20 protein-coding genes are annotated in these 25,668 nt (G+C 55.7%); all 20 read left to right on the plus strand.

Features of this window, described 5'->3' with window-relative positions:
- The first annotated feature begins 20 nt into the window (after window positions 1–20).
- Window positions 21–1,364, plus strand: a complete 1,344-nt coding sequence (locus KO088_RS03055) for a leucine-rich repeat domain-containing protein (RefSeq protein ID WP_215493490.1) — start codon at window positions 21–23, stop codon at window positions 1,362–1,364.
- A 77-nt stretch (window positions 1,365–1,441) separates the two neighbouring features.
- Window positions 1,442–2,941 carry a leucine-rich repeat protein gene (locus KO088_RS03060; protein ID WP_215493491.1) on the plus strand — a complete coding sequence of 500 codons (1,500 nt, stop codon included), beginning with the start codon at window positions 1,442–1,444 and terminating at the stop codon, window positions 2,939–2,941.
- An 85-nt stretch (window positions 2,942–3,026) separates the two neighbouring features.
- Window positions 3,027–4,307, plus strand: coding sequence for a hypothetical protein (locus KO088_RS03065; protein WP_215493493.1), 1,281 nt, complete (start codon window positions 3,027–3,029; stop codon window positions 4,305–4,307).
- A gap of 588 nt (window positions 4,308–4,895) precedes the next feature.
- Window positions 4,896–5,741, plus strand: coding sequence for a GLPGLI family protein (locus KO088_RS03070; protein WP_215493495.1), 846 nt, complete (start codon window positions 4,896–4,898; stop codon window positions 5,739–5,741).
- A 37-nt stretch (window positions 5,742–5,778) separates the two neighbouring features.
- Complete coding sequence (locus KO088_RS03075; protein WP_215493497.1) at window positions 5,779–8,427, plus strand: carboxypeptidase-like regulatory domain-containing protein; 2,649 nt, start codon at window positions 5,779–5,781, stop codon at window positions 8,425–8,427.
- Window positions 8,428–8,559: 132 nt separating this feature from the next.
- Window positions 8,560–9,393, plus strand: a complete 834-nt coding sequence (locus KO088_RS08885) for a GLPGLI family protein (protein WP_215493498.1) — start codon at window positions 8,560–8,562, stop codon at window positions 9,391–9,393.
- 265 nt (window positions 9,394–9,658) lie between these two features.
- Window positions 9,659–10,237: a GLPGLI family protein gene (locus KO088_RS03080; RefSeq protein ID WP_215493499.1), complete on the plus strand. Its 579-nt coding sequence runs from the start codon at window positions 9,659–9,661 to the stop codon at window positions 10,235–10,237.
- The gene (locus tag KO088_RS03085) at window positions 10,224–10,553 is read left to right on the plus strand and encodes a GLPGLI family protein (RefSeq protein WP_215493500.1); all 330 of its coding nucleotides are present in this window, start codon (window positions 10,224–10,226) and stop codon (window positions 10,551–10,553) included. The genes KO088_RS03080 and KO088_RS03085 overlap by 14 nt, the downstream gene beginning before the upstream one ends.
- Window positions 10,554–10,589: 36 nt before the next feature.
- Complete coding sequence (locus tag KO088_RS03090) at window positions 10,590–11,420, plus strand: GLPGLI family protein (protein ID WP_215493501.1); 831 nt, start codon at window positions 10,590–10,592, stop codon at window positions 11,418–11,420.
- Between the two features lie 33 nt (window positions 11,421–11,453).
- Window positions 11,454–12,296 (plus strand): GLPGLI family protein, encoded by an 843-nt coding sequence (locus tag KO088_RS03095; RefSeq protein ID WP_215493502.1) that lies wholly within the window; start codon window positions 11,454–11,456, stop codon window positions 12,294–12,296.
- A gap of 686 nt (window positions 12,297–12,982) precedes the next feature.
- Window positions 12,983–14,092, plus strand: a complete 1,110-nt coding sequence (locus tag KO088_RS03100) for a hypothetical protein (protein ID WP_215493503.1) — start codon at window positions 12,983–12,985, stop codon at window positions 14,090–14,092.
- 183 nt (window positions 14,093–14,275) lie between these two features.
- A complete protein-coding gene (gene uvrC / locus KO088_RS03105) occupies window positions 14,276–16,099 on the plus strand; it encodes an excinuclease ABC subunit UvrC (RefSeq protein WP_215493504.1) in 1,824 nt (607 codons plus the stop codon).
- Between the two features lie 26 nt (window positions 16,100–16,125).
- Window positions 16,126–16,914 carry a RipA family octameric membrane protein gene (locus KO088_RS03110; protein WP_215493506.1) on the plus strand — a complete coding sequence of 263 codons (789 nt, stop codon included), beginning with the start codon at window positions 16,126–16,128 and terminating at the stop codon, window positions 16,912–16,914.
- Window positions 16,854–17,309: a D-aminoacyl-tRNA deacylase gene (gene dtd / locus KO088_RS03115; RefSeq protein ID WP_215493508.1), complete on the plus strand. Its 456-nt coding sequence runs from the start codon at window positions 16,854–16,856 to the stop codon at window positions 17,307–17,309. The genes KO088_RS03110 and dtd overlap by 61 nt, the downstream gene beginning before the upstream one ends.
- A 100-nt stretch (window positions 17,310–17,409) precedes the next feature.
- Complete coding sequence (locus KO088_RS03120; RefSeq protein ID WP_215493510.1) at window positions 17,410–17,997, plus strand: sugar O-acetyltransferase; 588 nt, start codon at window positions 17,410–17,412, stop codon at window positions 17,995–17,997.
- 171 nt (window positions 17,998–18,168) lie between these two features.
- Window positions 18,169–19,644: a CCA tRNA nucleotidyltransferase gene (locus KO088_RS03125; RefSeq protein WP_215493512.1), complete on the plus strand. Its 1,476-nt coding sequence runs from the start codon at window positions 18,169–18,171 to the stop codon at window positions 19,642–19,644.
- 155 nt (window positions 19,645–19,799) lie between these two features.
- Window positions 19,800–22,376: an alpha-glucan family phosphorylase gene (gene glgP, locus KO088_RS03130; RefSeq protein ID WP_215493514.1), complete on the plus strand. Its 2,577-nt coding sequence runs from the start codon at window positions 19,800–19,802 to the stop codon at window positions 22,374–22,376.
- Between the two features lie 407 nt (window positions 22,377–22,783).
- The gene (locus KO088_RS03135) at window positions 22,784–23,410 is read left to right on the plus strand and encodes an HU family DNA-binding protein (RefSeq protein ID WP_215493516.1); all 627 of its coding nucleotides are present in this window, start codon (window positions 22,784–22,786) and stop codon (window positions 23,408–23,410) included.
- A 303-nt stretch (window positions 23,411–23,713) separates the two neighbouring features.
- Complete coding sequence (locus tag KO088_RS03140; protein WP_215493518.1) at window positions 23,714–24,493, plus strand: hypothetical protein; 780 nt, start codon at window positions 23,714–23,716, stop codon at window positions 24,491–24,493.
- Window positions 24,494–24,573: 80 nt separating this feature from the next.
- A complete protein-coding gene (locus KO088_RS03145; protein WP_215493520.1) occupies window positions 24,574–25,584 on the plus strand; it encodes a DUF4852 domain-containing protein in 1,011 nt (336 codons plus the stop codon).
- Window positions 25,585–25,668 lie beyond the last annotated feature (84 nt).

Here is a 25,668-nt window from a genome sequence, read left to right on the forward strand (position 1 = left end):
CACTTAATATTCACTTGAAAATGAAGAAAACTCTCCTCTCTACCCTCGCGCTTATTGCCCTCGGTGGAGTCGTCACCAGCTGCGGCAAGGAGCAGAAGGATGCGCCTCAGCCCGCTGGCAACACCAGCGCTCGCGCTACGGAGCTCCCCGCAGGCGAGACGATCACGGGGTCGATCCAGACCGACAGCCTCGCCCTTGTAGACCTCTACAAGAGCCTCGACGGGATGGGCTGGTCGCACTCCAACAACTGGAATAGCTCTCGCCCCGTAGCTACTTGGGCAGGCGTCCAGGTAAGCGACGTCGCAGGCGCACCTCGTGTCACCGCCCTCTACCTCGGCGGCAACAAGCTCCGTGGCACCCTGCCTAAGAGCATCGGACAGCTCACCGCTCTGCGTTCGCTCCAGCTGCAGTACAACCGCGAGCTCACGGGTACCATCCCCGCCGAGCTCTATCAGCTGACCCACCTGCGCTCGCTGCGTCTGCGCTTCACGAGCCTGACGGGCGAGGTATCTCCCGCCATCGGCAAGCTCACCGAGCTCGATACCCTCGACCTCAGCAATAGCCGCTACGACCTCAGCATGTGGTGGAATGGTGATCCTGCTACCGCCAAGGAGCACCGCCCCAACGGGAAGACCCTCACGGGCTCACTCCCCCGCGAGATCGGTCAGCTGACGAAGGCACGCTATATCGACCTCTCCTTCCAGGGCTTCACGGGTACGCTCCCCACGGAGATCGGCGCACTGAAGAGCGCTAAGTACCTCTCCCTCTATGGCTGTCACTTCTCAGGTGAGCTCCCTGCCTCTCTCGGCGCACTCGCTCAGCTCGAGTTCCTCTCCGCAGGCCTCAATGAGTTCTCGGGAAGCCTCCCCGCTTCCCTCGGCTCGCTGAAGAGCATCCGCGAGATCCACATCTCGGGCAACAAGCTCACGGGCGCTATCCCCACCTCTCTCGGTGCACTGAAGACGCTCCAGCAGCTCAACCTCGCAGGCAACCAGCTCACGGGCACTATCCCTGCTGAGCTCGCACACCTCACGGGTATCTACGTCATCGACCTCAAGGGCAACAAGCTCTCAGGCACGATCCCCACGGACCTCGGTGGCGCACAGCAGAGCCTGCTCATCTCGGTAGACCTGAGCGACAACGACCTCACGGGCACGATCCCCGCACGCATCAAGCGCTATCTGCCCGATGCAGCTAAGTACGCTGGCCTGCATGGCCTGCCCGACTACGGCTACACGATGTTCGTCCTCTCAGGCAATAAGCTCACGGGCAAGATCCCCGCTGAATACCTCGCTTATCCCAAGACGCTGCAGCTCCTCCTGCCTCAGCAGGCTGGCTACGGCTTCTCTAATGAGCCTAAGTAACTCCTCCCGCACACCCGCCCTTAGCTCTCGCAGCACGAGGGCGGGCGTGCCTCTATATTTCACCCCAACCCACAACTATGATTAAGAAGTTTCTCCCCCTTGCCTTAACCCTCACTCTGGGTCTCGCCTCATGTAGCAAGACCGACACGCCCGTCGTACCTCAGAGCGGTATCACGATCAAGAGCGGCGTCCTCTCAGCCTATCCCGAGAAGGAGATCGCTGCTACGGGCCTCGTCTCCCTCCCCGAAGTCACCGAGATCTCTGCCAAGGTCTTCGAGGGCTACAAGACGCTGAAGACCGTCAAGGCCCCCAAGCTCACGAAGATCGGTGATGCTGCCTTCAAGGGCTCGGCACTCACCAGCCTCGAGCTCGGTGCTACCGTCCCCACGACAAGCGATGATGCCTTCGAAGGCACGTCCGAAGAGAAGAACCTCGTCGTCCCTGCAGACAAGGTCGTTGACTTCGCCGCCTTCGCGAAGAAGCACCACTTCAAGACCATCAATGGTGCGCCCATCCCTGGCACCGAGATTGAGATCAAGGATGGCGTACTTGTCACCTATCCTATTGACAAGACCCCCGCAGATGGTGTCGTCACCCTCGAGGCTACCGTCACGGAGATCGCAGATGGCGTCTTCCTCGACAATACGAAGCTCACGGCTATCCACGCCCCTGGTGTGAAGAAGATCGGTAAGGCAGCCTTCAAGAACTGCTCCGCTCTTATGACCGTTGACTTCGGTGGTGCACAGCGTCCACCGCTGGCTATCGATGAGACCGACAAGACCTACGGCACGGCTGAAGATGCCTTCTGGGGCACACCCGAGGAGAAGGTCCTCGTCTTCGATGAGAGCAAGAGCCCGAACTTCCTGCAGTACTTCGAGTTCATCGCACGCCACCACTTCGCCAAGCTCGACGGTATCACCATCCCCAAGAGCCTCGACAGCAAGTACTTCAAGGTCAAGGGCGGCGTGCTGACGGACATCACGAGCGCTGGTCAGAGCTACCTCGCTGGTCAGGGCCGCAATGGTGTCCTCGTCCTCCCCTCGAGCATCACACGTATCGACAATGGCGTCTTCACGCAGCGATTCCAGAACTTCAAGGCGATCTACGCCGAAGGGGTGACAGAGGTAGGTAGCTTCGCCTTCCAGCAGACGGGTAGCCTCAACTTCGCTCACCTGCCCAAGCTGAAGAAGCTCGGCGAAGCAGTCTTCACCGACAACGCTTCGCTGACGGCTGTGAACTTCCCCCACCTCGAGGAGATCGGACATATCTGCTTCAATGGTGGCTCCAACATCAGTGGCAATGGTCTCAAGATCACCTACATCAGCCTACCAGCTGTGAAGAAGATCGGTCGCGGAGCATTCCACGGCAATTACAAGAACTCTGGTGTCGCTGTCCTCCTTGGTGCTATGCCCGAGGTAGACTTCACCCCCTACAGCGATGATGACCCTTTCCACGATGGTAGCGTAGCCTTTGGTCAGATGAAGGACCCCGTCCTCTACGTGACCCCTGCAAATAAGGCAAGCTATCAGATCACCGACGGTAAGTGGAAGAACTTCACCGTCAAGGAACTGAAATAATCCCCCTATAGGCAAAGGCGAGGCAGTACCACACCCGTGGCTACCTCGCCTTTCTTCCTCCCCGACCCTTAGATACACGCCGACTATGAACTACCGCATCTACAGCGTAGCCCTTGCCCTCAGCCTCCTCACGGCCTGCGGTGATAAGCCTACGCCCCTCCCCCAGCCGACGCCGACACCAACGCCTGTACCCACACCGACACCAGAGCCCACACCGCCCGCCTACAAGGACTATGAGGGCTATACCCTGATCTTCAACCAAGGCCTTGCCGCTGTCCTGACGAGCCAGCCCGATGGCGTGGGCGTGGCCTCCAGCCTCAGCCTCCTCGACCGTGAGGCGAAGACCCTCCTCCCCGTCTTCTCCGACAAGGCCACCCCGCTTAATAAGGAGTACGACGGCCAGGGCTACCTCTGCGAAGGCACGCTGAGCGAAGCGGGCGACTATCTGGCCTATATGGCGAAGTACGACTTCACCGACGACAGCGAGCACGCCTCACGCCTCCTCCTCTTCGACCGCAAGACGATGCGCCTCACGAAGAACCTACGTATCACCCAGCCCGACGGCGATGAATGGGTGCGCCACTCCTTCACCTTCGACGACGGCACGACTTACCTCTCCTTCGACAAGAAGCACTTCTACCGCCTCGACCCCGAGACGGGGAAGATGACCGCCCTCACGGGGATCTTCGGTTATCCTACAGGGGCAGCTGCTTGGGGCGATAAGGGCTACTTCTTCGTGCGCTATGAGTCCGCGGCCTTCGCCTTCGACAAGGGAAGCACCGCCGCACGCAAGGTACCCATTGCCCTCTCGGGAGCACAGATCAAGGACATCTTCCGTATGGGCGCTCAGGTCGTCCTGCGTGACACGGCGAACCGTTATTACCTCTTCGACCTCGCCACGGGGAAGGTCCTCGCTGTCTTCACGCTCAGCGAACCCATCGGCCGCAGCGTCACCATCGACCCCGCCACGCACCGTATCTATTACTCGGGTGGCACGCCCAATCTCAACGGCGCCGAGGCCAAGGAGCGCAGTGTCTACACCGCCACCATTGACACCAGCCGTCCCGCAAGTGAAGTACAGGGCCTCACCTCACAGCTCCTCTACACCATCGCAGGGCGTACCGAGGCGAACAACCGTCAGGGCTTCAAGATGCAAGTCGGCTATCATCCCTACCTGAATGTGGTGCTGGTGTCGTACCTCGACCAAGGCCGCTCGGGTCCCCTCCTGCACGACCTGACGAAGCTCCTCCTGCTCCAGCTCCCCACGAGCCCCAGCGAGAGCGTGAAGGAGCTACGCACCTTCGACCTCCATTACGCCTCTGACGTCAGCCTCTTGAGCGTCATTCGCCCCCGCCCCACGAAGTAGCCCTCTGATAGGCTCACTTCTTACTTGTGTATTAGGATCTCCCCGAGGATGCGCCTCCCGCTCCTCGGGGAGACTTCTTTTTCTCAGCAGGGGAAAGGTGCCCCAAGCGAATACATCACAACATGCTGTACTACAGCTCTATACCGCACACCTGTACAAGGAGGGGAAAGTAACCAGTACTGGTCACTCGTCTGACCAGTACTGGTCGCAGCGCGAAGTAGTAGTGGTTGATATCTGTTACCAGTACTGGTCACGTCGGCGACCAGTACTGGTTCGCATACCCCCCCTCCCACAAGTATAGCCAGCAAGCCCCCTGACGTATGCGGATAGCCGTGCGTCAGGGGGCTCTTTCTTTGCGCATTTGCAGTGGTGTTTTTTTACTAAGTTTGTGGTAGATAACTGAGTCCGAGCGATCCTTCGGCTCGAGAGGCTTTACCTAACGCATCACCCGCCTCCCCTGCCGCACGAAGGGCCTCACACCCTCATACCTCAAAGACAATACACCACGCGACAAACGCCTAAGGTGCGCCACGACGAGGGCCGCACCATACCACGCTAACCCACGATCACCCAACCCCATCGGAAACTATGAGACTCGTAAAAGCCTTCCTGCTGTGCTTATCAATGCAAGCCTTGACGCTGTCCGCCCAGATGTTCAAATTCCCGACCTCCTACGGGCCATCGGATAAGTACCAAGTAGTCGATACTGCCAAGTATGAGATCACCTATCAGATCGCAGCCAAGCTCAATCCCAAACCTAAGTATAGCCACATCGCCTATAAGGACACGCAGACGCTACTCATCGGCAAGCGTATCTCTGCGACCTATAGCCGTGATATCCTAAAAGCCCGCGAGAAAGCGGATGCCGAGATAAAGCAGGGCGCGGAGACGGTCGATGACTTTAGTGGTATTACCTTCCCCGAAGATGTCTTCAAGGGCTACCCCAAGCCAGGTGTACTGACGACCTCCTACCGCCTCTTCCTCAGCGCGGGCTACGGGCAATATACCGAGGCATTGCCCGACTTCAAGTGGCAGATCCAGTCGGAGACTACGAAGATCCTCGGCTACACGTGTCAGAAAGCCCTCGGGGAATTCCGTGGGAGGAAGTACATCGCTTGGTTCACCTCAGACATTCCCCTCTCTGACGGCCCGTGGAAGTTCTGCGGACTGCCGGGGCTCATCCTGGCGGTACAAGATACGGAGGCATACTTTGTCTTCACCTGCATAGGCGTTGATAATAAGAGCACACCGATCCGCTTCTGGACCTACCCGCACACCAAGTCTACGCGTGAGAAGCTACGCGCGACCATCCTACGCATGCACAAGCAGCCGATCCTCTTCTGCGAGCAGTCGCTTGGCATCAACATTTACATAGGGAATACCAATAAGAATCGAGACTTCTCCTTCCCTTGGCTATGGCTGGAGGCAGAGTAGCACCCCGCCCTTCACTCACCTTACTACCAGCGCTATCATGAAGCGACGCATCCTCTTCCTCCTCGCCCTCCTACTCTCTCTGTCATCCTCCTACGGACAGAGTATCATCACGGGGCACGTACGCACCCTCCAAGGGACGCCCGTAGAGTACGCCCGCGTGCTGGCCTTAGTGCCGACGGACAGCACGATCTTAGCCTACACCTTCACCGATGCCCTCGGCAGCTACCGCCTAAGCGTCAGCAGCACGCAGCCCCAGCTCCTCATCAGCGTAGCGAGCATGGAGATCGAGCGCATGGACCGCCGCGTGGAGAACGTCAGCCAGACCTGCGACTTCCGAGTCAAAGAGTCACGCACCCTCCTAAGAGAGGTACAGGTGAAGGCTCGTAAGATCTGGGGGAAGAAGGACACGGTCAATTACTCCGTCGGCGCCTTCATCGGGAAGAATGATGTAGTCATCGCCGACGTCCTGCGTAAGCTCCCGAATATAGAGGTCTCGGTGGACGGCCTCATCAAGTACCAAGGGAAACCGATCAATAAGTTCTACATCGAGGGGCTGGATGCCCTGCAAGGGCGCTACGGCATCGCGACGAACAACATATCGGCCAAAGACGTCGCCACCGTGCAGGTCCTCGAGAACCACCAGCCCGTCAAGGCGCTCGAGAAGACCCTGCCCAGCAGCGATGCCGCCATCAACCTCAAGCTGAAGGACGAAGTCAAGGGCACCTTCAGCATGACGGCACAGCTCGGCCTCGGCTATGACGGTAGGGTGAGGCGCAGCGAAGAGCTGATCGGGCTATACTTCTCCAAGCTGCGACAGCACGTCTTGACTGCCAAGAGCAATGATAACGGGGAGGACATACGCCGCGAGTTGCGCTCCTTCACCGCGGACTCTCCCCTCCCCAGCCTCACGATGACCTCACTACAGCAGCCCGACGAGCCCCGCATCTCTCGCCCTCGCTACTATGACAACGACACGCACGCCTTCTCCTCCAACAACCTCTACAAGCTGAAGAATGAAGCGGAGCTGAACGCCAACCTCATCTTCTTCCACGACCGAGAGCGCACACATGGTGCCTCGCAGACGACTTACTTCCTACCCGAGGGCACGAAGGTCTTCAGCGAAGACCTGCGCAATCGCGGTACGATCGACCAGCTCGAGGGCGAGCTACGCTACAACATCAATAAGGAGCAGCTCTACTTCAATAACCTCCTTGAGCTCAAGGCCTCGTGGGAGCAAGAGCACGGCATCGTCTCAGCGGGAGAGGACCTCACACAGCAGATGCGCCAGCGCTACCTCTCAGCGACCAACACCTCACACTGGGTGCGGACGAAGGCAGATGGCAAGGGCGGTGAGATCCTCTGGCGCAATGCCGTAGCGACCTCCCCGCACCGTCTAAGCATCCAGCCTGGGCTCTATGCCCCCCGCATCAATAGCGGATCGCCCTATGCCGAGCTCACGCAAGACGTACGGCACCGCGCCTTCCTCAGCTTCGCCGAGCTTGCCCTGCTCTCCGCATGGCATATCGGGGGGCTACACATCAGCCCACGGCTCTTCCTCCAAGCCCAGCATCAGGCGCTGGATACCGAGCTGGGAGCGACGAGCCTCACGGGTACCTATCAGCCACTCCCCTCGCGGGATATGCACAACGGGATCAGCTTCACTCGCCTTGGTGCTGGGCTGGGTCATGAGCTGAGCTACAAGTCCGAGGTCTTCAGCCTCGACGCCGTACTCCCGCTCTTCTACTACCACACACTGATGCAGGACGGCTTCCGCCCAAGCGAAAGGCTCTCGGAGGGGAAGCTGTACTTCGAGCCGCGGGGCTGGGTGAGCTATAAGTTCGCCTCGGACTTCACGCTCAAGCTGAATGGCTCGATAGCCCTCACACAGCCCACCCTCAGCTCGCTCTACGCAGGGTATATCATGCAGAGCTACCGCAGCCTGACGCGCCACGAGATGCGTCAGTTCAGCTCGCGCACGGCCAGCACAGGGCTCACACTCAGCTACAAGGATATCTTCTCGATGCTCTTCCTCAGCGCGGGGGTCAGCTACAGCCATCACCGCAGTGAAGCCATCTCTTCGCTGAAGATCGAGCCCCCACTCACCGTCATAGAGCGCCTTCCCCTGCCGCACTCGGGGCAGAGCTATTCGGCCAATGCACGCTTCAGCAAAGGCTATGACTGGATCTCCCTCTCGGTCTCTGGGGATGCAGCCCTCGGCCAGAGCGAGGGTAAGAGCTATCTCGAGGGCAAGCTCCTCGGCTATACGAGTCAGTGGGCCAGCGCCAGCGGGAGGTGCTCCCTCAAGCCGCTATCATGGCTCACGATGGAGTACAACGTCGCATGGGGCCTGCACCGCAGTCGCCTGGAGAATAGGAGCTGGCTCACACCCATACAGAGCCTCAGCCACAAGGTCATCTCGCACGTGAATGTCCTCGAGGATGTCGCTATCAAGCTCACCGCCGAGCACTACTACAACGATGCAGTGACTGAGGGACGGCACTTCACACTCGCCGACCTTGGACTCGCCTACACGTGGAAGAAGGTGCGCCTTACCCTCGACTGGACGAATATCCTCGGTGCGCGCCTCTACAGCTCGGGGACGCTCTCCGACCTCGTCGCCTCGCACAGCTACTACGATATCCGCCCTTCGGCGATCATGCTGAAGGCGCGACTCAAGCTCTTCTAATCCTCCGAATAACCTCAAGCAATCAAACCGATAGCAGTAAGCGCAAACATTAGCTTTCAAATGAGAGAGGGTATTGAGTACTCTTTACTTGTGAGAGCTTGCTTAATACCCTCTTTTTAAAGTATAAGTACTATGAAACGGCTAGTATTCATTGCTATTCTATTTCTTGTATCCACATCAGCTCTGTTGGCACAGCGAGATTGTATCTTCACCACAGCTCGCTCTCTAGCTAGATACAGGACTCTAGACACAGCGCGATATCTTGTCAGATATAGGTACATATCAAAAGCTTCCACACAGCAGGAAGTGGCAGACGAAGATGTCGTAACACTCCAGATTGGAGATAGGTACACCAAATCCTATAGTGAGAACCTATACCAGACAGACTCTGTCGCTACCATCATGCTAAAAAAGGGGGCACGAGTGCTACCTACATATTCTAACTATACGCAAAGGGAGGATATATATACCTGCCTAGAGGATAAATCTGTGACCACGGTATATAGGATGTTCTCTGATGGTCCAGTCTTACGCTATCAGGAACCCTTACCTCAGATTAAGTGGGAATTGTCTAGTGAAAAGAAGACTATCCTAGGCTATTCTTGCCAACTAGCTACCTGTCGATTCCGAGGACGAAACTATAGTGCTTGGTTTACACTCGCACTGCCTCTTTCTGCTGGTCCTTGGAAGTTCTCTTCTCTCCCCGGCCTTATCCTTGAGGTCTATGATGATACAGGTGAAGTAAAGTATACAGCAGATGAGATTTTACACAGGACGACCTTCATAAAGCTCTGGAATTGGCCTTATACAGATACCACAAGGGAAAAGGCTAACCAGACCATTGCGCGTATGTTCCGTAAACCAACTCAGTTCCTTAGGTCGATAGGAGCCCCCCAGGTATTCACACCCAATGGCCCTCTTGGAGCAAATTACACTTGCCCCTATAATCCTATTGAGTTGGAATAAACCCTCTCTATCTCCCTTATGATACTATTATGACCATCAAAAGAATCGCAATTGTAATGTCTGTCCTGCTACTATGCCTCGACAATCTTCCTGCACAGTGGGCGACCTGCTACGAGCCGTTATCGGCTTCAAAAGTTTTGGATACGGCTTCGTATGAGGTGCTATACCAAGTCCAGATGCGCTGGGGAAAAAGAATAATAACAGACACGATCAGCCTACTCATTGGGAAAAAGTATACCCAGACCTATAACCCAGATTAAAACGAATGAGGCTACAGAAAGATAGTTTGTTTAAACTTGGTCAAAATGCCCCAAGCGTATACTTTCTCACCTTTCCTGAGGATACCTATTGCAACTTGGAGACGGGACAAATTACAGCAGTCTATCGCAGTTTTGAGCCTGGCCCACCTCTGAAATATAAGGAACCTACTCCGAAGTTTAATTGGGTCACATCCGCTAGAGACTCTACTGTACTCAGCTACCCCTGCTCAGAGGCACAAATGAGTTTCAGGGGGCGAGACTATAGAGCCCTCTTTACAATGAATATTCCACTCTCGGTCGGACCATGGAAATTTGGAGGGCTTCCAGGACTAATCCTGAAAGTAGAGGATGCGAAGCAAGATTACATCTTCAGAGCCATAGGCATCAGATCGGTCAAAGAAGGCATACATCTATGGGACTGGAAGTATCAAGAGAATAATCGAAAGGACATACGCAAGTATGTAGAGAGAATGCACAAGAAGCCCAAAACGTATATGCGCATAGTGACCAATGGGATGGTGATGTTTCGAGATGGAGATGAAGATAACGTTTCGTTCCCCTACAATCCTATTGAGCTGGAATAAACCCTCTCTATCTCCCTTATGCTACTACCGCGATCTGACCAATGGCACGACGCAGGTCTCCTACAGGACGCCTCTCTCAGGCCCCACGCTGAAGTACACCGACACCCCGACGTTCTTATGGACGCTAACGGGTGGGAAGAAGGTCATCTCTGGCTACGAGGCACAGCGTGCCACGTGGCAGTTCCGCGGGAGAAGATACGAAGCTTGGTTTACTCCCAGCATCCCGATCTCCGCTGGCCTGAACTTCTTTGGCGGCCTCTTTGGGCTGATACTCGAGCTACACAACATAGATGGAGCACTTCGACGATCATGCTGAAGGCGCACTTCAAACTCTTCTAACGGTCACATCTCCATGAAGTCCTTCGCATTCTCCTTACTCTTACTCTGCATCTGTCTGACCTCCCGTGCTCAGAGTCCCATCGGCAGTATACACCCCTTCGATATCAGGAAATACACCGTCCTGGACTCAGCGAACTATCGCATTGACTACAAGACGACCTGCCTCCTTGACCCGAAGAAGCACGACAAGGTGACGAACGAGATGTACCTCCTCGTCGGGCGGAAGATCTCGAAGTTCGGACACGTCTGCGTCCTGGACAACCAGCAGGAGCTTATCGCAGCAGAGAGCCAAGAGGCTGGACCTGGTATCGAGGCGCGGGGAATGGGAGGTATGGAGGTCTATAAGTACCTGAGCGGCACCAAGCCCTATAGCGAGCTTACCTTTAGGCTCTTCATCTACTCCTACCGATATACCCTCATCTACTCTGATGAGCTACACCCCCAGTCATGGACACTCACCAATGAGCGCAAGGACGTACTCGGCTATTCTTGCCAGAAGGCGACAGCGCGCTTCCGAGGCCGTGACTATACCGCTTGGGTAGCGACGGATATCCCCATCTCTAATGGCCCGTGGCTCTTGGGTGGCTCTCCTGGACTGATCTTAGAGGCTTATGATGCCAAGAGGGAGTACATCTTCGAGGCAACAAGCATCTCACAGCTCCCCAAGGCCTTGCCCATCGTCAAGTATAAAGACAACTACAAGCGCACAGATCGGAGCCAAGTCCGTGATCTATGTAGGCGCATGCATGCCGATATCGTGCAGACGCTCACGACATCTTTCCCTCGCGCAGGCATCCAAATCAAAAACCCGACCTTCTACTACAACCCCATCGAGCTGGAGTAGCTGATGGGATGACACATCATATCAGACTGCCTTATGCGAAACCTCTTTCTCCTCTTACTCACCTTCGTGAGCATCAGCCCCCTCGGCCTGCTCGCACAGCTCCCTGCTATACCGATGCGCCTGCAAGCAGGGAAGATCCTCGGGAAGTCCGAGTACTTCGTGGACTACACCTACCGCCACAAGACACCTGCCGAGAGTAAAGACTTCCAAGAAGACATCATCCGCGTGGAGCTGGGCAAGGCGCTTGTCAAGTCCTACAGCTACAGACTCTGGCAGGCAGACTCCCTCTTGACACAGATCACCAACCCCAACGGTACGATGCAGACCCCCGAAGGCGGTCTGTCTCCCTTCTGCTACTACCGCGATCTGACCAATGGCACGACGCAGGTCTACTACAGGACGCCTCTCTCAGGCCCCACGCTGAAGTACACCGACACCCCGACGTTCTCATGGACGCTGACAGGTGAGAAGAAGGTCATCTCGGACTACGAGGCACAGCGTGCCACGTGCCAGTTCCGCGGGAGAAGCTACGAAGCTTGGTTTACTCCCAGCATCCCGATCTCCGCTGGCCCGAACTTCTTTGGCGGCCTCCCTGGGCTGATCCTCGAGCTGCACAGCATGGATGGAACGCATCACTTCGTACTCGACGCCCTATGTCAGCGTAGTGCGGACATCGTGGAGTGGAAGATTCGCTTGGTGAAGTCGGTCAGTCGCGCACAGTTCAGAGACTACTATCAGCGGCTACACAAGCATCCGATTCAGACCTTTGAGGCCAATGGCCAGCGGGTATATCCACGGGATGCGCAGGGGAAGTTCCTGACGGCTGGCGAAACACTCTCTTGGACGATCCCCTTCAATCCCATCGAGCTGGAGTAGCCTCCACCTCACACCAAGCCGACAATCCCGCTCCTCGGGGAGATTTCTTTTTCTCAGCTGGGAAAGGCACTCCAAGCGAGCACAACACAACACTCTGTATTACAATCCCATACCGCACACCCACACAAGGAGGGGAAAGTAACCAGTACTGGTCACTCGTCTGACCAGTACTGGTCGCAGCGCGAAGTAGTACTGGTTGATATCAGTTACCAGTACTGGTCACGTCGGCGACCAGTACTGGTTCGCATATCCTTCTCCTCTTCTTGTCGTGACAGCCTTTCGCTATAGCTCTATCTATGATAGACACCGCTTGCGCCACCACCCTACCGCAGGGTGATAAATCGACCTATATTGGTCGGCGGGCTGACCTATATTGCTCCGACGACGAAGCTATATAGGTTCACACCACGAACGAGTATTCGTTTGCATCACCTCCTCCGCAAACCTGGATTCTACCGCCCCATAGAAATTCGTCATACCCCTCCTTGCCTCTTTGTTTTGCGCAGGAAAAGGCGATTCTATATTTACCCCTAATAGCCACATCCCCCCCCTGTAACTCACAAAGACAACTTTATGTATATTTGCTATGAGCAATAGATACCCCAAAGGCACACCCTACAGAGATCAGCCCCGATGCCATTGAGATGTCTACAACACCCAGAATTACAAATCAAATAAGGATCAGTATGTATAAAGAAACTGCTCCCGCGACCCTAGGCATGGACGAGTACATTAAGATCAAGAAGATCCAAAATGTATTTGCCCTTGACCCAGCAACGGGGAACTATGTCCATATGAAGGATGGAAGTGAATTTTACCTCTCTCTCAATGGTGTACAAATCAATATCGATTTTAAGCCCTACAGAATCGTACAAGGCACTTGGCCTGAATTTATTGCAACAATAGAGAATTATATTGGAGTATGGTGGAAGGGCAGTAGAGGAAAGAATAAACTCCAAATATATTTATCAGAAGGAGAGCTATTTAATGTGTTTAAGGAGGTCTATTCCTTGGGGCCTCAAAGTACCTACATAGGAAAACGTGATCAAGAAGGACATAATCTCATTTCTCCTATAGACGGTAAAGAAGTCCTCACAAAAAGAGTCCCATATCGCCTCTACGAAGAGAATGGCCTGATCTTTGGCTATAGTAAAACAAAGATCCATCGCTTAGATCACACCGGTGATGTTATTTGGACTTGTTCCTTAGATGCTGTAGCAAGTAAAAAGTACGAGATAATCGGGATAGCACACGGGATGCTGTGGATTCAACTACCAGACATCATCGGTATCAATATAGAAACAGGTGAGATCTCTCATCAACTATCCGATTGTTATGCACATATAGCAAATAAATATCCTGAGCTTTATCGGGAGCGAACATGCTATATGCGAGAAACAGACAAAGCCATCATAGCCATCAGCTGCTTCGGTGTTAAGATCTTTGACACGGCTACAGCAGAATGTATTGAAAGCTATTTCTTCCAAAATGTAGATCCTCTTGGGATAGGCAGCTTTTTATTCTACTCCCTTCCTATACTTCAAGGGAATAGTCTCACCTTCGTCGGAACTCCAATGGAAGAGAGATACCTATATCTCGCCATGAGTGGTGATTGGGCTGGAATCTTTGACCTCAAGACTCGCAAGATGACATGGGCTGATAGTGTGATTCCCAGGCAAGAAAAGAGAACTACCTCTCGTCGCCTTGATCCCAAGATGTCACGCCTATATATATCAGGAGATAAGCTATATATAATAGACTTTGATTACACCTTGTACATCTACCAACGGAAGTAGCTACCCCAGAGAGAGAAACGAAAACCCACAGGCTCTGTAACTGAAAGTAGAAGCCTGGACATACCCATTCTTATAGAGAGGTGATAAGATACACGGGAAAGATGGTGCATTCCCACCACCATCTTTCCCGTATCTTTGTTGTAATGGGGGCGACTTTGCCCCACCTCCCTCAGATAAGACACGATGACGCTCGACGAAATACGCAAGATCCTCCCTACGCTCCCCGAAGCCCCCGGCTGCTATAAGTACATCGGCCAGGAGGGCACGATCATCTACGTCGGGAAGGCGAAGAACCTGCGTCGCCGCGTCAGTAGCTACTTCCAGCGCGACGTACCCAGCTCGAAGACCCGCCTTCTGGTGCGCCAGATCCGCGGTATCGAGTACGTCGTCGTGGGCTCCGAAGCTGAGGCCCTTATCCTCGAGAACTCCCTCATCAAGGAGCATCAGCCCCGCTACAACATCCTTCTCAAGGACGACAAGACCTATCCCGAGGTCGTCATCCGCCACGAGCCCTTCCCCCGCGTCCGCGTCGAGCGCCGCCCCGCCCACGATGGCTCGGTGCGCTTCGGCCCGTACCCCAACGTAGGTATGGCACACGCCGCCGTAGCCATGGTGCGCGACCTCTACCCAATCCGCACCTGCGACCTTGACCTCTCCCCGCACAAGATCGCCCAGGGCAAGTACAAGGTCTGCCTCGAGTACCACATGAAGAAGTGCAAGGCGCCCTGTGTCGGCTACCAGACTGCCGAGGACTACGCGCACAACATCCGCGAGATCACGAACCTCCTGCGTGGGAACCTCCGTGACGTCATCGACCTCTATCGCGAGGAGATGCTTCGCCTCAGCGAGGAGCTTCGCTTCGAGGAAGCGCAGATCTACAAGGAGCGCCTTCAGTACCTCGAGAACTATCAGGTCAAGCACACCGTCGCCCCGCACCACATCCACAATGTCGACGTCTTCAGCTTCGACGAGGACGAAGACGGCGCGACCTACGTGAACTTCATGCACCTCACCCAAGGGATGGTCACGCAGGTCTATACCATCGAGTACCGTAGCCTCATCGAAGGCGAGACGCGCGAGGAGCTCTTCGCCAGCGCCATCACCGAGCTACGCCAGCGCTTCGCCTCACGCGCCAAGGAGCTGATCTTGCCCTTCGATCCCGGGTGGCAGGACGATGCCAGCGTGACGATCACCATCCCCCAGCGTGGCGACAAGAAGAAGCTCCTCGAGCTCTCCGAGCGCAACGTCCGCCAGTACAAGGTCGACAAGTACAAGCGTGCCGAGCGGCTCAACCCCGACCAGCGCCTCATGCAGATCGTCACCGAGCTGAAGGACCTCCTGCATCTGGATAAGCTCCCCCTACATATCGAGTGCTTCGACAACTCGAATATCCAAGGCTCCGATCCCGTAGCAGCCTGCGTCGTCTTCAAGCGCGGGCGCCCGTCGAAGAAGGACTACAGGAAGTTCAACATCCGTTCGGTCGAAGGACCCGACGACTACGCCTCCATGCGCGAAGTCGTCACACGCCGCTACCGCCGCCTGAGCGAAGAGGCAGGAGGCGAAGGTCTCCCCGACCTCATCCTCGCCGACGGAGGTAAGGGGCAGATAGGCGCCATACGCGAAGCCCTCTCTGAGCTGGGCCTCGCCATCCCCGTAGCGGGGCTGGTGAAGGACGACCGCCACCGCACGGCAGGGCTCCTCTTCGGCACGGACACCCTCGATGAGATCCCCGTGCGCCACCACAGCCCGACCTTCCGTCTCCTCGAGCAGATCCAGGCGGAGGTGCACCGCTTCGCCATCACCTTCCACCGTGACAAGCGCAGTAAGAGCCAGCTCTCCTCACGCCTCGACTACATCAAGAGTATCGGCCCGAAGACGAAGGACGAGCTCCTCACGGCCTTCCGCAGCGTGCAAGCCATCGCCTCCGCGAGCCTCGACGACCTCACCGCCGTCATCGGCCCCGCCAAGGCCCGCATCATCTACACCGCCTTCCACCCCGAAAACTAGTACTCATAATCATATTAAACAAAGACATGCCAGAAACATCTACACAGGTAAAGCAGATCAGATACCTTGGAGATAAAAGAGTTCCCCTCAAGGAACTTAGAAAAGAATTCTACAAGATTCGAAAGTTTGAGATACAGAATCTTTGGCAGCGCTCCATATTCTTAATCACATTCATAGTCATACTTATCACAGGGTATGCTAATCTCACAGAAAAGCTTCTATTAGAACGCGACAAATGGCTAACAAACAGCGACTTTAGCGATATACACATCCACGTGATTTGCTGCATTCTAGCTATCTTAGGATTTATCTTCTCATCCATTTGGATTATGATGGCCAAGGGATCAAAAGCTTGGTATGAAATCTATGAAAAGAGAATATGTCAAATAGAGAAGGAGCTCCAAGTCAGAGTAGAATACAAGATGCAGCCTGGAGCACCATGGAGATTAGATAATTCTTTCCTCTCCACAGACCCAGGAACCTACTCTGTATCGAGAATAAACATTATGTTGGGACAAATCCTACTCTTCATCTTTGGGGGAGCATCCTGCATACATATTGGCTGCATAATTGGGCTAATCCTCACAGACACCCGTTATGTAATTCTTGCAATAATCTCAGCAATCTTAATACTATTCTTTATCACAGGTCCCTTCCTCAAAAGGTTAAAAGGCTTAGCACATAGCAAAGGAATCATAACCCTCGAAAAAGAGGAAGAAGAGGCTAAGAAGATTCAACAAGAACAATCTTTCCTATGCGATTTCTCATTCAACGTACCCAAATGGGTAGCGTCTCTAACCAAAACACAATCCTAGCCGAGAGCCACGGCCTCGGCATGCTCATCCTCATCGGCATCTCTCCCGACGACACCGCGGAGGACATCGAGTACCTCGTGAAGAAGGCCACACAGCTGCGTATCTTCGACGACGAAAACGGGGTGATGAACCGCAGCATCCTCGACGTCGGCGGGGACATCATCGCCGTATCGCAGTTCACCCTCATGGCGGAGACGAAGAAGGGCAACCGCCCATCCTACATCCGTGCCGCCCGCCCCGAGGTCGCCGAGCCCCTCTACAATGAGGCTGTCCGCGCCCTTGAGGAGCGACTCGGTCGCCCCATCGGTACGGGTCGCTTCGGCGCCGATATGCAGGTGTCTCTAACGAACGACGGCCCCGTGACCATCTGGATCGACAGCAAGGCGCGCGAGTAAACAGCGAAGTGCACCGCAGGAAAGCGAAGAAAACAGAGGTACGTTCCACGTGGAACACTCACCCACTCCACCCACACATCACTACACCAAGCCACACCCTATGACCCAGAGAGAGCGACGCCAAGCAGGACTATACTTCTGCGCCATCGACCCCGAGATCCACGAGGAGCGACTGCGAGCACAAGACCTCATCCAGCGGTACAATGCCTTGCGCCCCGACGAGCACGAAGAAGCCAGCGAGATTATCCGCTCGCTCCTCGGCACGATGGGCGAACGGTGCCACTTCGTGCCTCCCGTCTTCTTTGACTACGGATCGAACGTCCACATCGGAGACTTCAGCTTCGCCAACAGCAACTTCACCGCGCTTGATGCGGGGCGTATCGATATCGGCCGCCACGTCTTCATCGGGCCGAATGTCAGCATCTATACCCCGACCCATCCGCTACTCACCGAGGAGCGCAACACAGGCTACGAGGAAGGCAAGCCCGTGAAGATCGGCGACAACGTGTGGATCGGCGGCTCGGTAACGATCCTCGGTGGTGTCACCATCGGCGAAGGTGCCGTGATCGGAGCAGGCAGCGTCGTCACGCGCGACATCCCTGCAGGCGTCATCGCCGTTGGCAACCCCTGCCGCCCTCTTCGCGAGATCACCGACGCTGATCGCGTACTCCACGACATCGAGCCCTAAGCATATTATATACGTACGCGCGCGAAGCGCGAGAGGACATCGGGTGCAGTTCCACGTGAGCAGTTCCACGTGAAACGCACCCGATGCTTTTCTTTCATAAAGCGTGGGTGACCGCACTCCCCACGCAAGAAACCCGTATCTTTGCAGCCGAAGAAACCCAACTAAGAAAGGATGCTCAGCGAAGACTTGCTCTACGAAAAGGAAGATGAGATCTACGACAAGGTAGACACCCCCCTCTTTCACCTCATCGGCGAAGCCGCGGACGAACTCGGCGTAGACGCCTACATCGTCGGGGGCTATGTGCGTGACCTCCTCCTCTACCGCCCCTCGAAGGATATCGACGTCGTCTCCATCGGGCGCGGCATCGACCTGGCGCAGGCGGTAGCGGGGCGCCTCGGGCGTGGTGCACGCATCTCGGTCTTCGCTCGCTTCGGCACGGCACAGGTCAAGCAGGGCGACCTGGAGATCGAGTTCGTAGGCGCCCGTCGCGAGAGCTACACACCCGACAGTCGCAAGCCCTTCGTCGAGGACGGCACGCTGGAGGAAGATCAGGAGCGCCGTGACTTCACGGTCAATGCTCTGGCCATCTGCCTGAACGCCGACCGCTTCGGTCAGCTCGTCGACCCCTTCGACGGCCTGCACGATATGGAGGCGCTCACCCTGCGCACGCCACTCGATCCCGACATCACCTTCAGCGATGACCCGCTGCGCATGATGCGTGCCATACGCTTCGCCTCGCAGCTCGGCTTCTTCATCGACCCCGACACCTTCGCTGCTATCGGGCGAAATGCAGGGCGCATCGAGATCATCTCCGCCGAGCGCATCTCGACGGAGTTCAACAAGATCCTCCTCTCCCCTCGCCCATCCATCGGCCTCGAGCTCTTCGAGAAGACCGGTCTGATGAAGCTCGTCTTCCCCGAGCTCCTCGAGCTCAAGGGCGCCGAGACGCGTGACGGCATCGGCCACAAGGACAATCTCACCCACACCTACAAGGTCGTGGACAACATGGCCAAGGCACTCTCCACCGCCCGCCCTGGGCACGAGATGAATCTCTGGCTCCTCTGGGCAGCGCTCCTCCACGACATCGGGAAGCCCCGCACCAAGCGCTTTGACCAGCGCCTCGGCTGGACCTTCCACAACCACAACTTCATCGGCATGAAGATGGTGTCGAAGATCTTCCGCCGCCTCCGCCTTCCGCTTGATCACAAGATGCACTACGTGGAGAAGCTCGTCGACCTGCACATGCGCCCCGCCACCCTCGTCGATGAGGGCGTGACGGACTCCGCTGTGCGCCGCCTGCTCTTCGAGGCAGGAGACGATATCGACGACCTCATGCTCCTCGTCGAAGCCGACATCACGAGCAAGAATCCCCAGCGCGTACGCAAGTACCTCGACAACTACAAGGTTGTTCGTCAGAAGCTCGTCGACATCGAGGAGAAGGATCGCATCCGCAACTTCCAGCCGCCCATCTCAGGCCAGCTCATCATGGACACCTTCGCCCTCACGCCTTGCCGCGAGGTAGGACTCATCAAGGACGCCATCAAGGACGCTATCCTCGACGGCACGATCCCCAACGAATACGAGCCCGCCTACGAATTTATGCTCCGCGAAGCAGCCGCCCTCGGCCTCACTCCAGCGAAGAAATAGGCGCACCCCTACCCCACCTCATAGAGATACCACTATCCCTTGCTTTACGATCTTGTCGTAAAGTAAGGGGCAGTGGTTTATTATCAGTACCTTTGCACCATCAAAAAAGGATAGTCGACCGACTGTCTCGATTGCTTAGAAGAAGGAATATATTTATGATCGTAACAAAGCGCGCCAACGATCCCGTCTGGACGAACATCTATGCTTATGCCCAGCTGCCCGCTGAGCTGCGTAGACTCGACGAGATCGCCCACAACCTCTGGTGGGTATGGACCCCCAAGGCACAGAATCTCTTCCGCCGTATCTCTCCCGAACTCTGGGAGTCGACCGAAGGCAATCCTATCACGCTCACTCGCCTGCTCTCCGCCGAGGAGATGGCAGCCCTCGTCGCTGACAAGGACTTCATGGCGCAGCTGGACGAAGTCTATGCCGACTTCCAGGCCTATATGAACGAGCCTGCAGATGCAGTACGTCCCTCCGTCGCCTACTTCAGCATGGAGTACGGTCTGACGAATATCCTCAAGATCTATTCCGGCGGTCTTGGCGTCCTCGCTGGTGACTACCTCAAGGAGGCCAGCGACAGCAACGTCCGCCTCACCGCCGTCGGCTTCCTCTATCGCTACGGCTACTTCACCCAGAGCCTCACCCCCGAAGGCCAGCAGCAGGCGAACTACGAAGCCCAGGACTTCACCCAGCTTCCCATCGAGCAGATCTTCGAAGAGGACGGACAGACGCCCCTCATCCTCGAGGTGCCCTATGCTGGTCACATCGTATACAGCCACATCTGGAAGGTAAACGTCGGCCGTATCAGCCTCTACCTCATCGACACCGACATTCCACAGAATAGCGAATGGGACCGCCCCATCACGCACCAGCTCTATGGCGGTGACTGGGAGAACCGTATGAAGCAGGAGTACCTCCTCGGTATCGGTGGTGTGCTCCTCCTCAACCGCCTCGGCATCTCGAAGGACGTCTATCACATGAACGAAGGTCACGCTGCCTTCATGAGCGTACAGCGCCTCCTGGACTACGTCGAGGGCGAAGGTCTTCCCTTCGACGAAGCTCTTGAGCTCGTCCGTGCCTCCTCGATCTACACCTGTCACACGCCCGTCCCCGCTGGTCACGACTACTTCGACGAGGAGCTCCTCGGCAAGTATCTCGGTCACATCCCTGGGCGTCTCGGCATCTCTTGGCACGACTTCATCAGCCTCGGCCGTGAGAATCCCGAGAGCAACGAGAAGTTCTCCATGAGCGTCTTCGCACTGAATACCTGTCAGGAAGCCAACGGTGTGAGCCTGCTGCACGGCCGCGTCTCGCAGGAGATGTTCGCCCCCGTATGGAAGGGCTTCTTCCCCGAAGAGCTGCACGTTGGTTACGTCACCAACGGCGTCCACCTGCCTACATGGGCCTCTGCCGAGTGGCAGGAGCTCTACACGAAGCACTTCGGCAAGGACTTCATCAAGAAGCAGACCGAGGAAGCTACCTGGGCGAAGATCCAGCAGCTCCCCAACGAGACGATCTGGGAGACACACCAGGCGATCAAGCTCCGCCTCGTCGAGCATATCCGCTCCTTCTACGGCGAGAAGTGGCTACACAACAGCGGTGATCCCGAGACGACGGTATCCGTCCTCGAAGGCATCAACCCCAACGCCCTGCTCATCGGCTTCGGTCGTCGCTTCGCTACCTACAAGCGTGCGCACCTCCTCTTCACCGACCTTGAGCGTCTGGAGCGCATCGTCAACAACCCCAAGTACCCCGTACAGTTCCTCTTCACGGGTAAGGCACACCCCGCCGACGGTGGCGGTCAGGGCCTCATCAAGCACATCCTCGAGATCAGCCGCCTGCCTCAGTTCCTCGGGAAGATCATCTTCCTCGAGAACTACGATATGCGCCTTGCCAGCAAGCTCATCGCTGGCGTAGATATCTGGATGAACACCCCTACTCGTCCTCTCGAAGCCTCGGGTACCTCAGGCGAAAAGGCCGAGATGAACGGTGTCCTCAACCTCTCCGTCCTCGACGGGTGGTGGTACGAAGGCTACCGCAAGGGTGCTGGTTGGGCACTCACCGACAAGCGTACCTTCGCTGATCAGTCGCTGCAGGACAAGCTCGACGCTACGACGATCTACGACCTTCTCGAGAAGGAGATCGTACCCCTCTACTTCCAGCGCGATGGCAAGCCCTACTCCGATGGTTGGGTACAGACGATGAAGAACTCGATGAACTTCATCGCTCCTCACTACACCATGCGCCGCATGATGGACGATTACTACGAGCGCTTCTACACGAAGCTCGCCGAGCGCTCAGCTCGCCTGCACGCAGACTCGAACCGTATCGCCCGCGAACTCACCGAGTGGAAGCGCACTACCGCCGAGGCTTGGGATAGCATGCAGGTCATCTCTGTCGAGTGCTCCGAGAGCGCAGCATATATGTCCAACGAGCGCCACACAGGAGACGAAGAGACGGTACGCCTTGTCCTCGACAAGGGTGCACTCACCTCGGATCTTGAGGTCGAGCTCGTCGACGCACGCGAAGATGCTCAGGGTCGACTCCGCTTCGTAGCGAAGACTGCCCTGACACTCGTCGAGCGCAATGGCTCACGTGAGGTCTACGAGCTCCGCTTCAAGCAGGCTCGTCCTGGGCACTACAAGCGCGCTCTGCGTATCCTGCCTTCGCACCCCGAGCTCCCACATCGTATGGACTTCGCGCTCGTGCGCTGGGTAGCCCTTCAGTAAGGGTCTCCCCTACCCCATCACTTTATACAGCACGTCCCGGCAGTCATCTGACTGTCGGGACGTGCTGTATATACACGGCTCTTGTAGCTCACTACGCCCCGCACATCTACGGGGAGCAAGTAGCCCCTTCATGAAAGAAAATCCTCATCCAATACAAGCACTCCCCTACCCCAGCGGTGCGATTCTTGCGAAGCAGCGGGAGATAAGCTCCATCCACGTCGGTAGTCTTATCGTCCACGTGCGTGGATCTTTGGATTTAGGCACGTAGATGATAGGACTACGCACATAGCCGACCAAATAGCACTAAAGGTGCCGCCCTTTCTTTCCGCCCCGCCGTACTTTTGCCTCAGGAAGAGCAGAGAGCTTCTCCTATCAGTAAGACAAGTACCCCAATACACGACACGACGATGGCAAAGTACACAATGAGGCAAGTTCCTCAAGGCCTTGGGAAGCATCCCAGCCAGCACCCTCGCCTGATCAGCGAAGGACGACTCAGCACCGAGGACATCTCCGAACGTATGGCCGAAGGCTGTACCTTCTCACGCGCTGAAATTGAAGGCGTACTCCAGCTCCTCGGCGAAGAGCTCGCTAAGAGGCTCGCAGACGGCTATATCGTACATATCGATGGCGTGGGGAGCTTCCGCCCCAAGCTCGGCTACCGCAAGGAGGTTGCTCCCCCCGAAGGCGAAGAGACTGCGACACGCAATGCCGCCAGCCTGGAGCTCGCCGATGTGCGCTTCCACGCTGACCACAGACTCGTACAGCGCACCCGTAGGGTCTGCAGGCTCCAGCGCGCCCCGCATCGCAGCTACACGCGCCCTCGAGAGGGGCGTGAGCGGCGCCTTAGCCAGCTCCTCAGCTATCTACACATCCACCACATCCTCACCCGGAGCGAATATGTGAAGCTCACAGGGCTCTCCCCGACGGCCGCCACAGCAGAGCTAAAGTCCTTTGTCACAGCGGGTCATATCCTGCGAAAGGGCATCGCTTCGCACTCGACCTATCGCCTACCCTACTCTTCGGAAAACGAGTAACTTTACCCCAGAGAAAGGACATCATCCCTCCACATTAAGTCACACAAACACGGGCTATTCACCATACGTAATTACCTCTATCTCATCCTATTCCTTCTTCTTGGGACAAGCTGTATCTCAGCCCAAAAGCCTGTCGTCACGATCCACGGACACACCTTCCACCTCGGCGATAGCCTCACCATAGGTCTGCCCCATGATGATGATCCCAGCGGTATTTACAAAGCACTCTCTTGGTCGCAGGAAGATATGGAGATCCCCACCTTCGCAAAAGGCGAACTCAAGATACATATCAAGCCCTTTAAAATGAATGTATTCGGCGAGAGGCTCAATGAGCCAGATACCGTGTACTTCCTCAGCCTCCCACAGTTCCCCAAGGATAGCCTCATCATCGACCTCAAGGAAGCCGTAGAGCGTGGGGAGATCCTGACGGAGCCCATACGGGAGGATAAGACGCTCTATCCAGAGGCCGTAGAGCTACGCCCCTCAGACTATATCGTGGCTCTTATCAAGATCGGCACCCTAACCTACACCGACGAAGTCATCCAGGTATACGCCAAAAACTTGAAGGACAGAGAGCAGACGATCGATGACATTGACGATCCCCGCGAGTTTCAGAGACAGCGAGCGCCCCTATTGGCGAAGCTGAAAGCAGCCGTCGAGAAGTTTGATCTCGATCGGGTCTACTACCTGCGACACAAGGTCATCACCAGGGGATACGACCCCAAGCGCTCGGGCTATGCCTGGCAGCCAGGAGTAGACGGCCCCCTACCTGACCCCGATATTATGGGGAAGGAAGCGATCAGACCATCCTTCTTTACAGAAAAGGAAGTTCCCTTCATCAGCGTCCCTGCTGACCGAGCGGAGCGCTTTGAGAAGCGCACAGATACAAAAGGAATGGGTATGCAGGCATTCTACGTCAAGTCCTATATCCGTATCGCCCCAGGGACATCCTATGTAGCGGATCAGCCCCTCATCTACATCCTCCCCGTAGATTACCTTGGCCTTGATGCCTACGAATACCCCCACTGCGCCTACTACCACCTCGGCTCCAGCAAGGCGGTGGAAGTGCCCTACCACCCATAGCCCGCAAAAAAGAAGTAACTTTATCCATAGGAAAAAGGCTTTGACACACCTCCAACTCACACAAATACAACCTATTCCTTATGCGTAACTACCTCTATCTTTTCCTATTCCTTCTGCTTGGCACGGGCTCCATTGCAGCCCAAGAGCCCGTCGCCACCATCAATGGACACACCTTCCACATGGGCGATAGCCTCACCATAGGCCTGCCTTATCAACCAGAAGAGCGGTATCAAAATGAGCCTAGCAAAAGGTACAAAACCATTAGACATCCATCATGGGAGGATAGGGAGATTCCAGCCTTCACGAGAGGAAAACTCAAGTGGAGTATTCCTGCCCCTAAGAAAAACATCTTTGGAAATCTCATCCCGCAAGACACTGTGTACTTCTTGAGTCTCCCAAAGTATCCTAAGGATAGCCTCGTCGTAGAGCTTGCCAGAGCCATACAGAAGGGGGAAATCATAACTGACCCGATAGAGCATACACCTCTACACCCAGAGGCCGTGGAGCTTCTACCTGCGGATTATGTCCCTGCACTTATCAAAGCTGGCTACACGACATACTCGGATGTAGCGCTCAAGGCATACGCTCAATCTTTGGGGGATAGCGAGTCATCGCCGACCTCTAATCCCTTCGAATACCAACGACAACGAGCTAATCTTTTAGAGAAGCTGAAGGAAGCCGTGGAGAAGTTCGACCTGAATCGAACTTACTATGCAAGGCATCAGTTCACCACCGAAGGATATGACTTCACACGATCTGGCTACCCTTATGGAGAGTTATATGGGTCTACACTCCCCTACCTCTCTACTCCAGGTAACAATAAGGTCTCGCTCTACCTCACCACTCAACAGAGAATAACCTTCATCAGCGTACCTGCAGAGCGAGCTGAAATCTATGAGAAGCGCTCTGGGACTCTGGGGAATAATGCTCATACGCTCTATGCACGAGTTTACTTCCGACTACTCCCTGCAGAGAGCTATACGGAAAATGATAGCCATGTCTATCGGACGAACATCAACTTACTCGGTCTTGACGCCTACGAATACCCCCACTGCGCCTACTACCACTTAGGCTCCGGCAAGGCGGAGTAAGGGTCATTCTAAGCCCTATCACAAAGGTCCAGAGGAGCTGTGCAAAATGTACTACTCCTCTGGATCTTCTTCTTTCACTTAATT

The organism is Porphyromonas bobii (assembly GCF_943169685.1).
GTDB classification, from domain to species: Bacteria; Bacteroidota; Bacteroidia; order Bacteroidales; family Porphyromonadaceae; genus Porphyromonas; species Porphyromonas pasteri.

What these genes read in the sequence shown, in the direction of transcription:
- KO088_RS03070 (WP_215493495.1), top strand. Translation starts at nt 4,896, where the DNA reads ATGAGACTCGTAAAAGCCTTCCTGCTGTGCTTATCAATGCAAGCCTTG.
- KO088_RS03090 (WP_215493501.1), top strand. Translation starts at nt 10,590, where the DNA reads ATGAAGTCCTTCGCATTCTCCTTACTCTTACTCTGCATCTGTCTGACC.
- KO088_RS03135 (WP_215493516.1), top strand. Translation starts at nt 22,784, where the DNA reads ATGGCAAAGTACACAATGAGGCAAGTTCCTCAAGGCCTTGGGAAGCAT.
- KO088_RS03080 (WP_215493499.1), top strand. Translation starts at nt 9,659, where the DNA reads ATGAGGCTACAGAAAGATAGTTTGTTTAAACTTGGTCAAAATGCCCCA.
- KO088_RS03060 (WP_215493491.1), top strand. Translation starts at nt 1,442, where the DNA reads ATGATTAAGAAGTTTCTCCCCCTTGCCTTAACCCTCACTCTGGGTCTC.
- glgP (WP_215493514.1), top strand. Translation starts at nt 19,800, where the DNA reads ATGATCGTAACAAAGCGCGCCAACGATCCCGTCTGGACGAACATCTAT.
- KO088_RS03095 (WP_215493502.1), top strand. Translation starts at nt 11,454, where the DNA reads ATGCGAAACCTCTTTCTCCTCTTACTCACCTTCGTGAGCATCAGCCCC.
- KO088_RS03120 (WP_215493510.1), top strand. Translation starts at nt 17,410, where the DNA reads ATGACCCAGAGAGAGCGACGCCAAGCAGGACTATACTTCTGCGCCATC.
- KO088_RS03100 (WP_215493503.1), top strand. Translation starts at nt 12,983, where the DNA reads ATGTATAAAGAAACTGCTCCCGCGACCCTAGGCATGGACGAGTACATT.
- KO088_RS03075 (WP_215493497.1), top strand. Translation starts at nt 5,779, where the DNA reads ATGAAGCGACGCATCCTCTTCCTCCTCGCCCTCCTACTCTCTCTGTCA.
- KO088_RS03125 (WP_215493512.1), top strand. Translation starts at nt 18,169, where the DNA reads ATGCTCAGCGAAGACTTGCTCTACGAAAAGGAAGATGAGATCTACGAC.
- KO088_RS03140 (WP_215493518.1), top strand. Translation starts at nt 23,714, where the DNA reads ATGAATGTATTCGGCGAGAGGCTCAATGAGCCAGATACCGTGTACTTC.
- KO088_RS03055 (WP_215493490.1), top strand. Translation starts at nt 21, where the DNA reads ATGAAGAAAACTCTCCTCTCTACCCTCGCGCTTATTGCCCTCGGTGGA.
- KO088_RS03145 (WP_215493520.1), top strand. Translation starts at nt 24,574, where the DNA reads ATGCGTAACTACCTCTATCTTTTCCTATTCCTTCTGCTTGGCACGGGC.
- KO088_RS08885 (WP_215493498.1), top strand. Translation starts at nt 8,560, where the DNA reads ATGAAACGGCTAGTATTCATTGCTATTCTATTTCTTGTATCCACATCA.
- dtd (WP_215493508.1), top strand. Translation starts at nt 16,854, where the DNA reads ATGCGATTTCTCATTCAACGTACCCAAATGGGTAGCGTCTCTAACCAA.
- uvrC (WP_215493504.1), top strand. Translation starts at nt 14,276, where the DNA reads ATGACGCTCGACGAAATACGCAAGATCCTCCCTACGCTCCCCGAAGCC.
- KO088_RS03065 (WP_215493493.1), top strand. Translation starts at nt 3,027, where the DNA reads ATGAACTACCGCATCTACAGCGTAGCCCTTGCCCTCAGCCTCCTCACG.
- KO088_RS03110 (WP_215493506.1), top strand. Translation starts at nt 16,126, where the DNA reads ATGCCAGAAACATCTACACAGGTAAAGCAGATCAGATACCTTGGAGAT.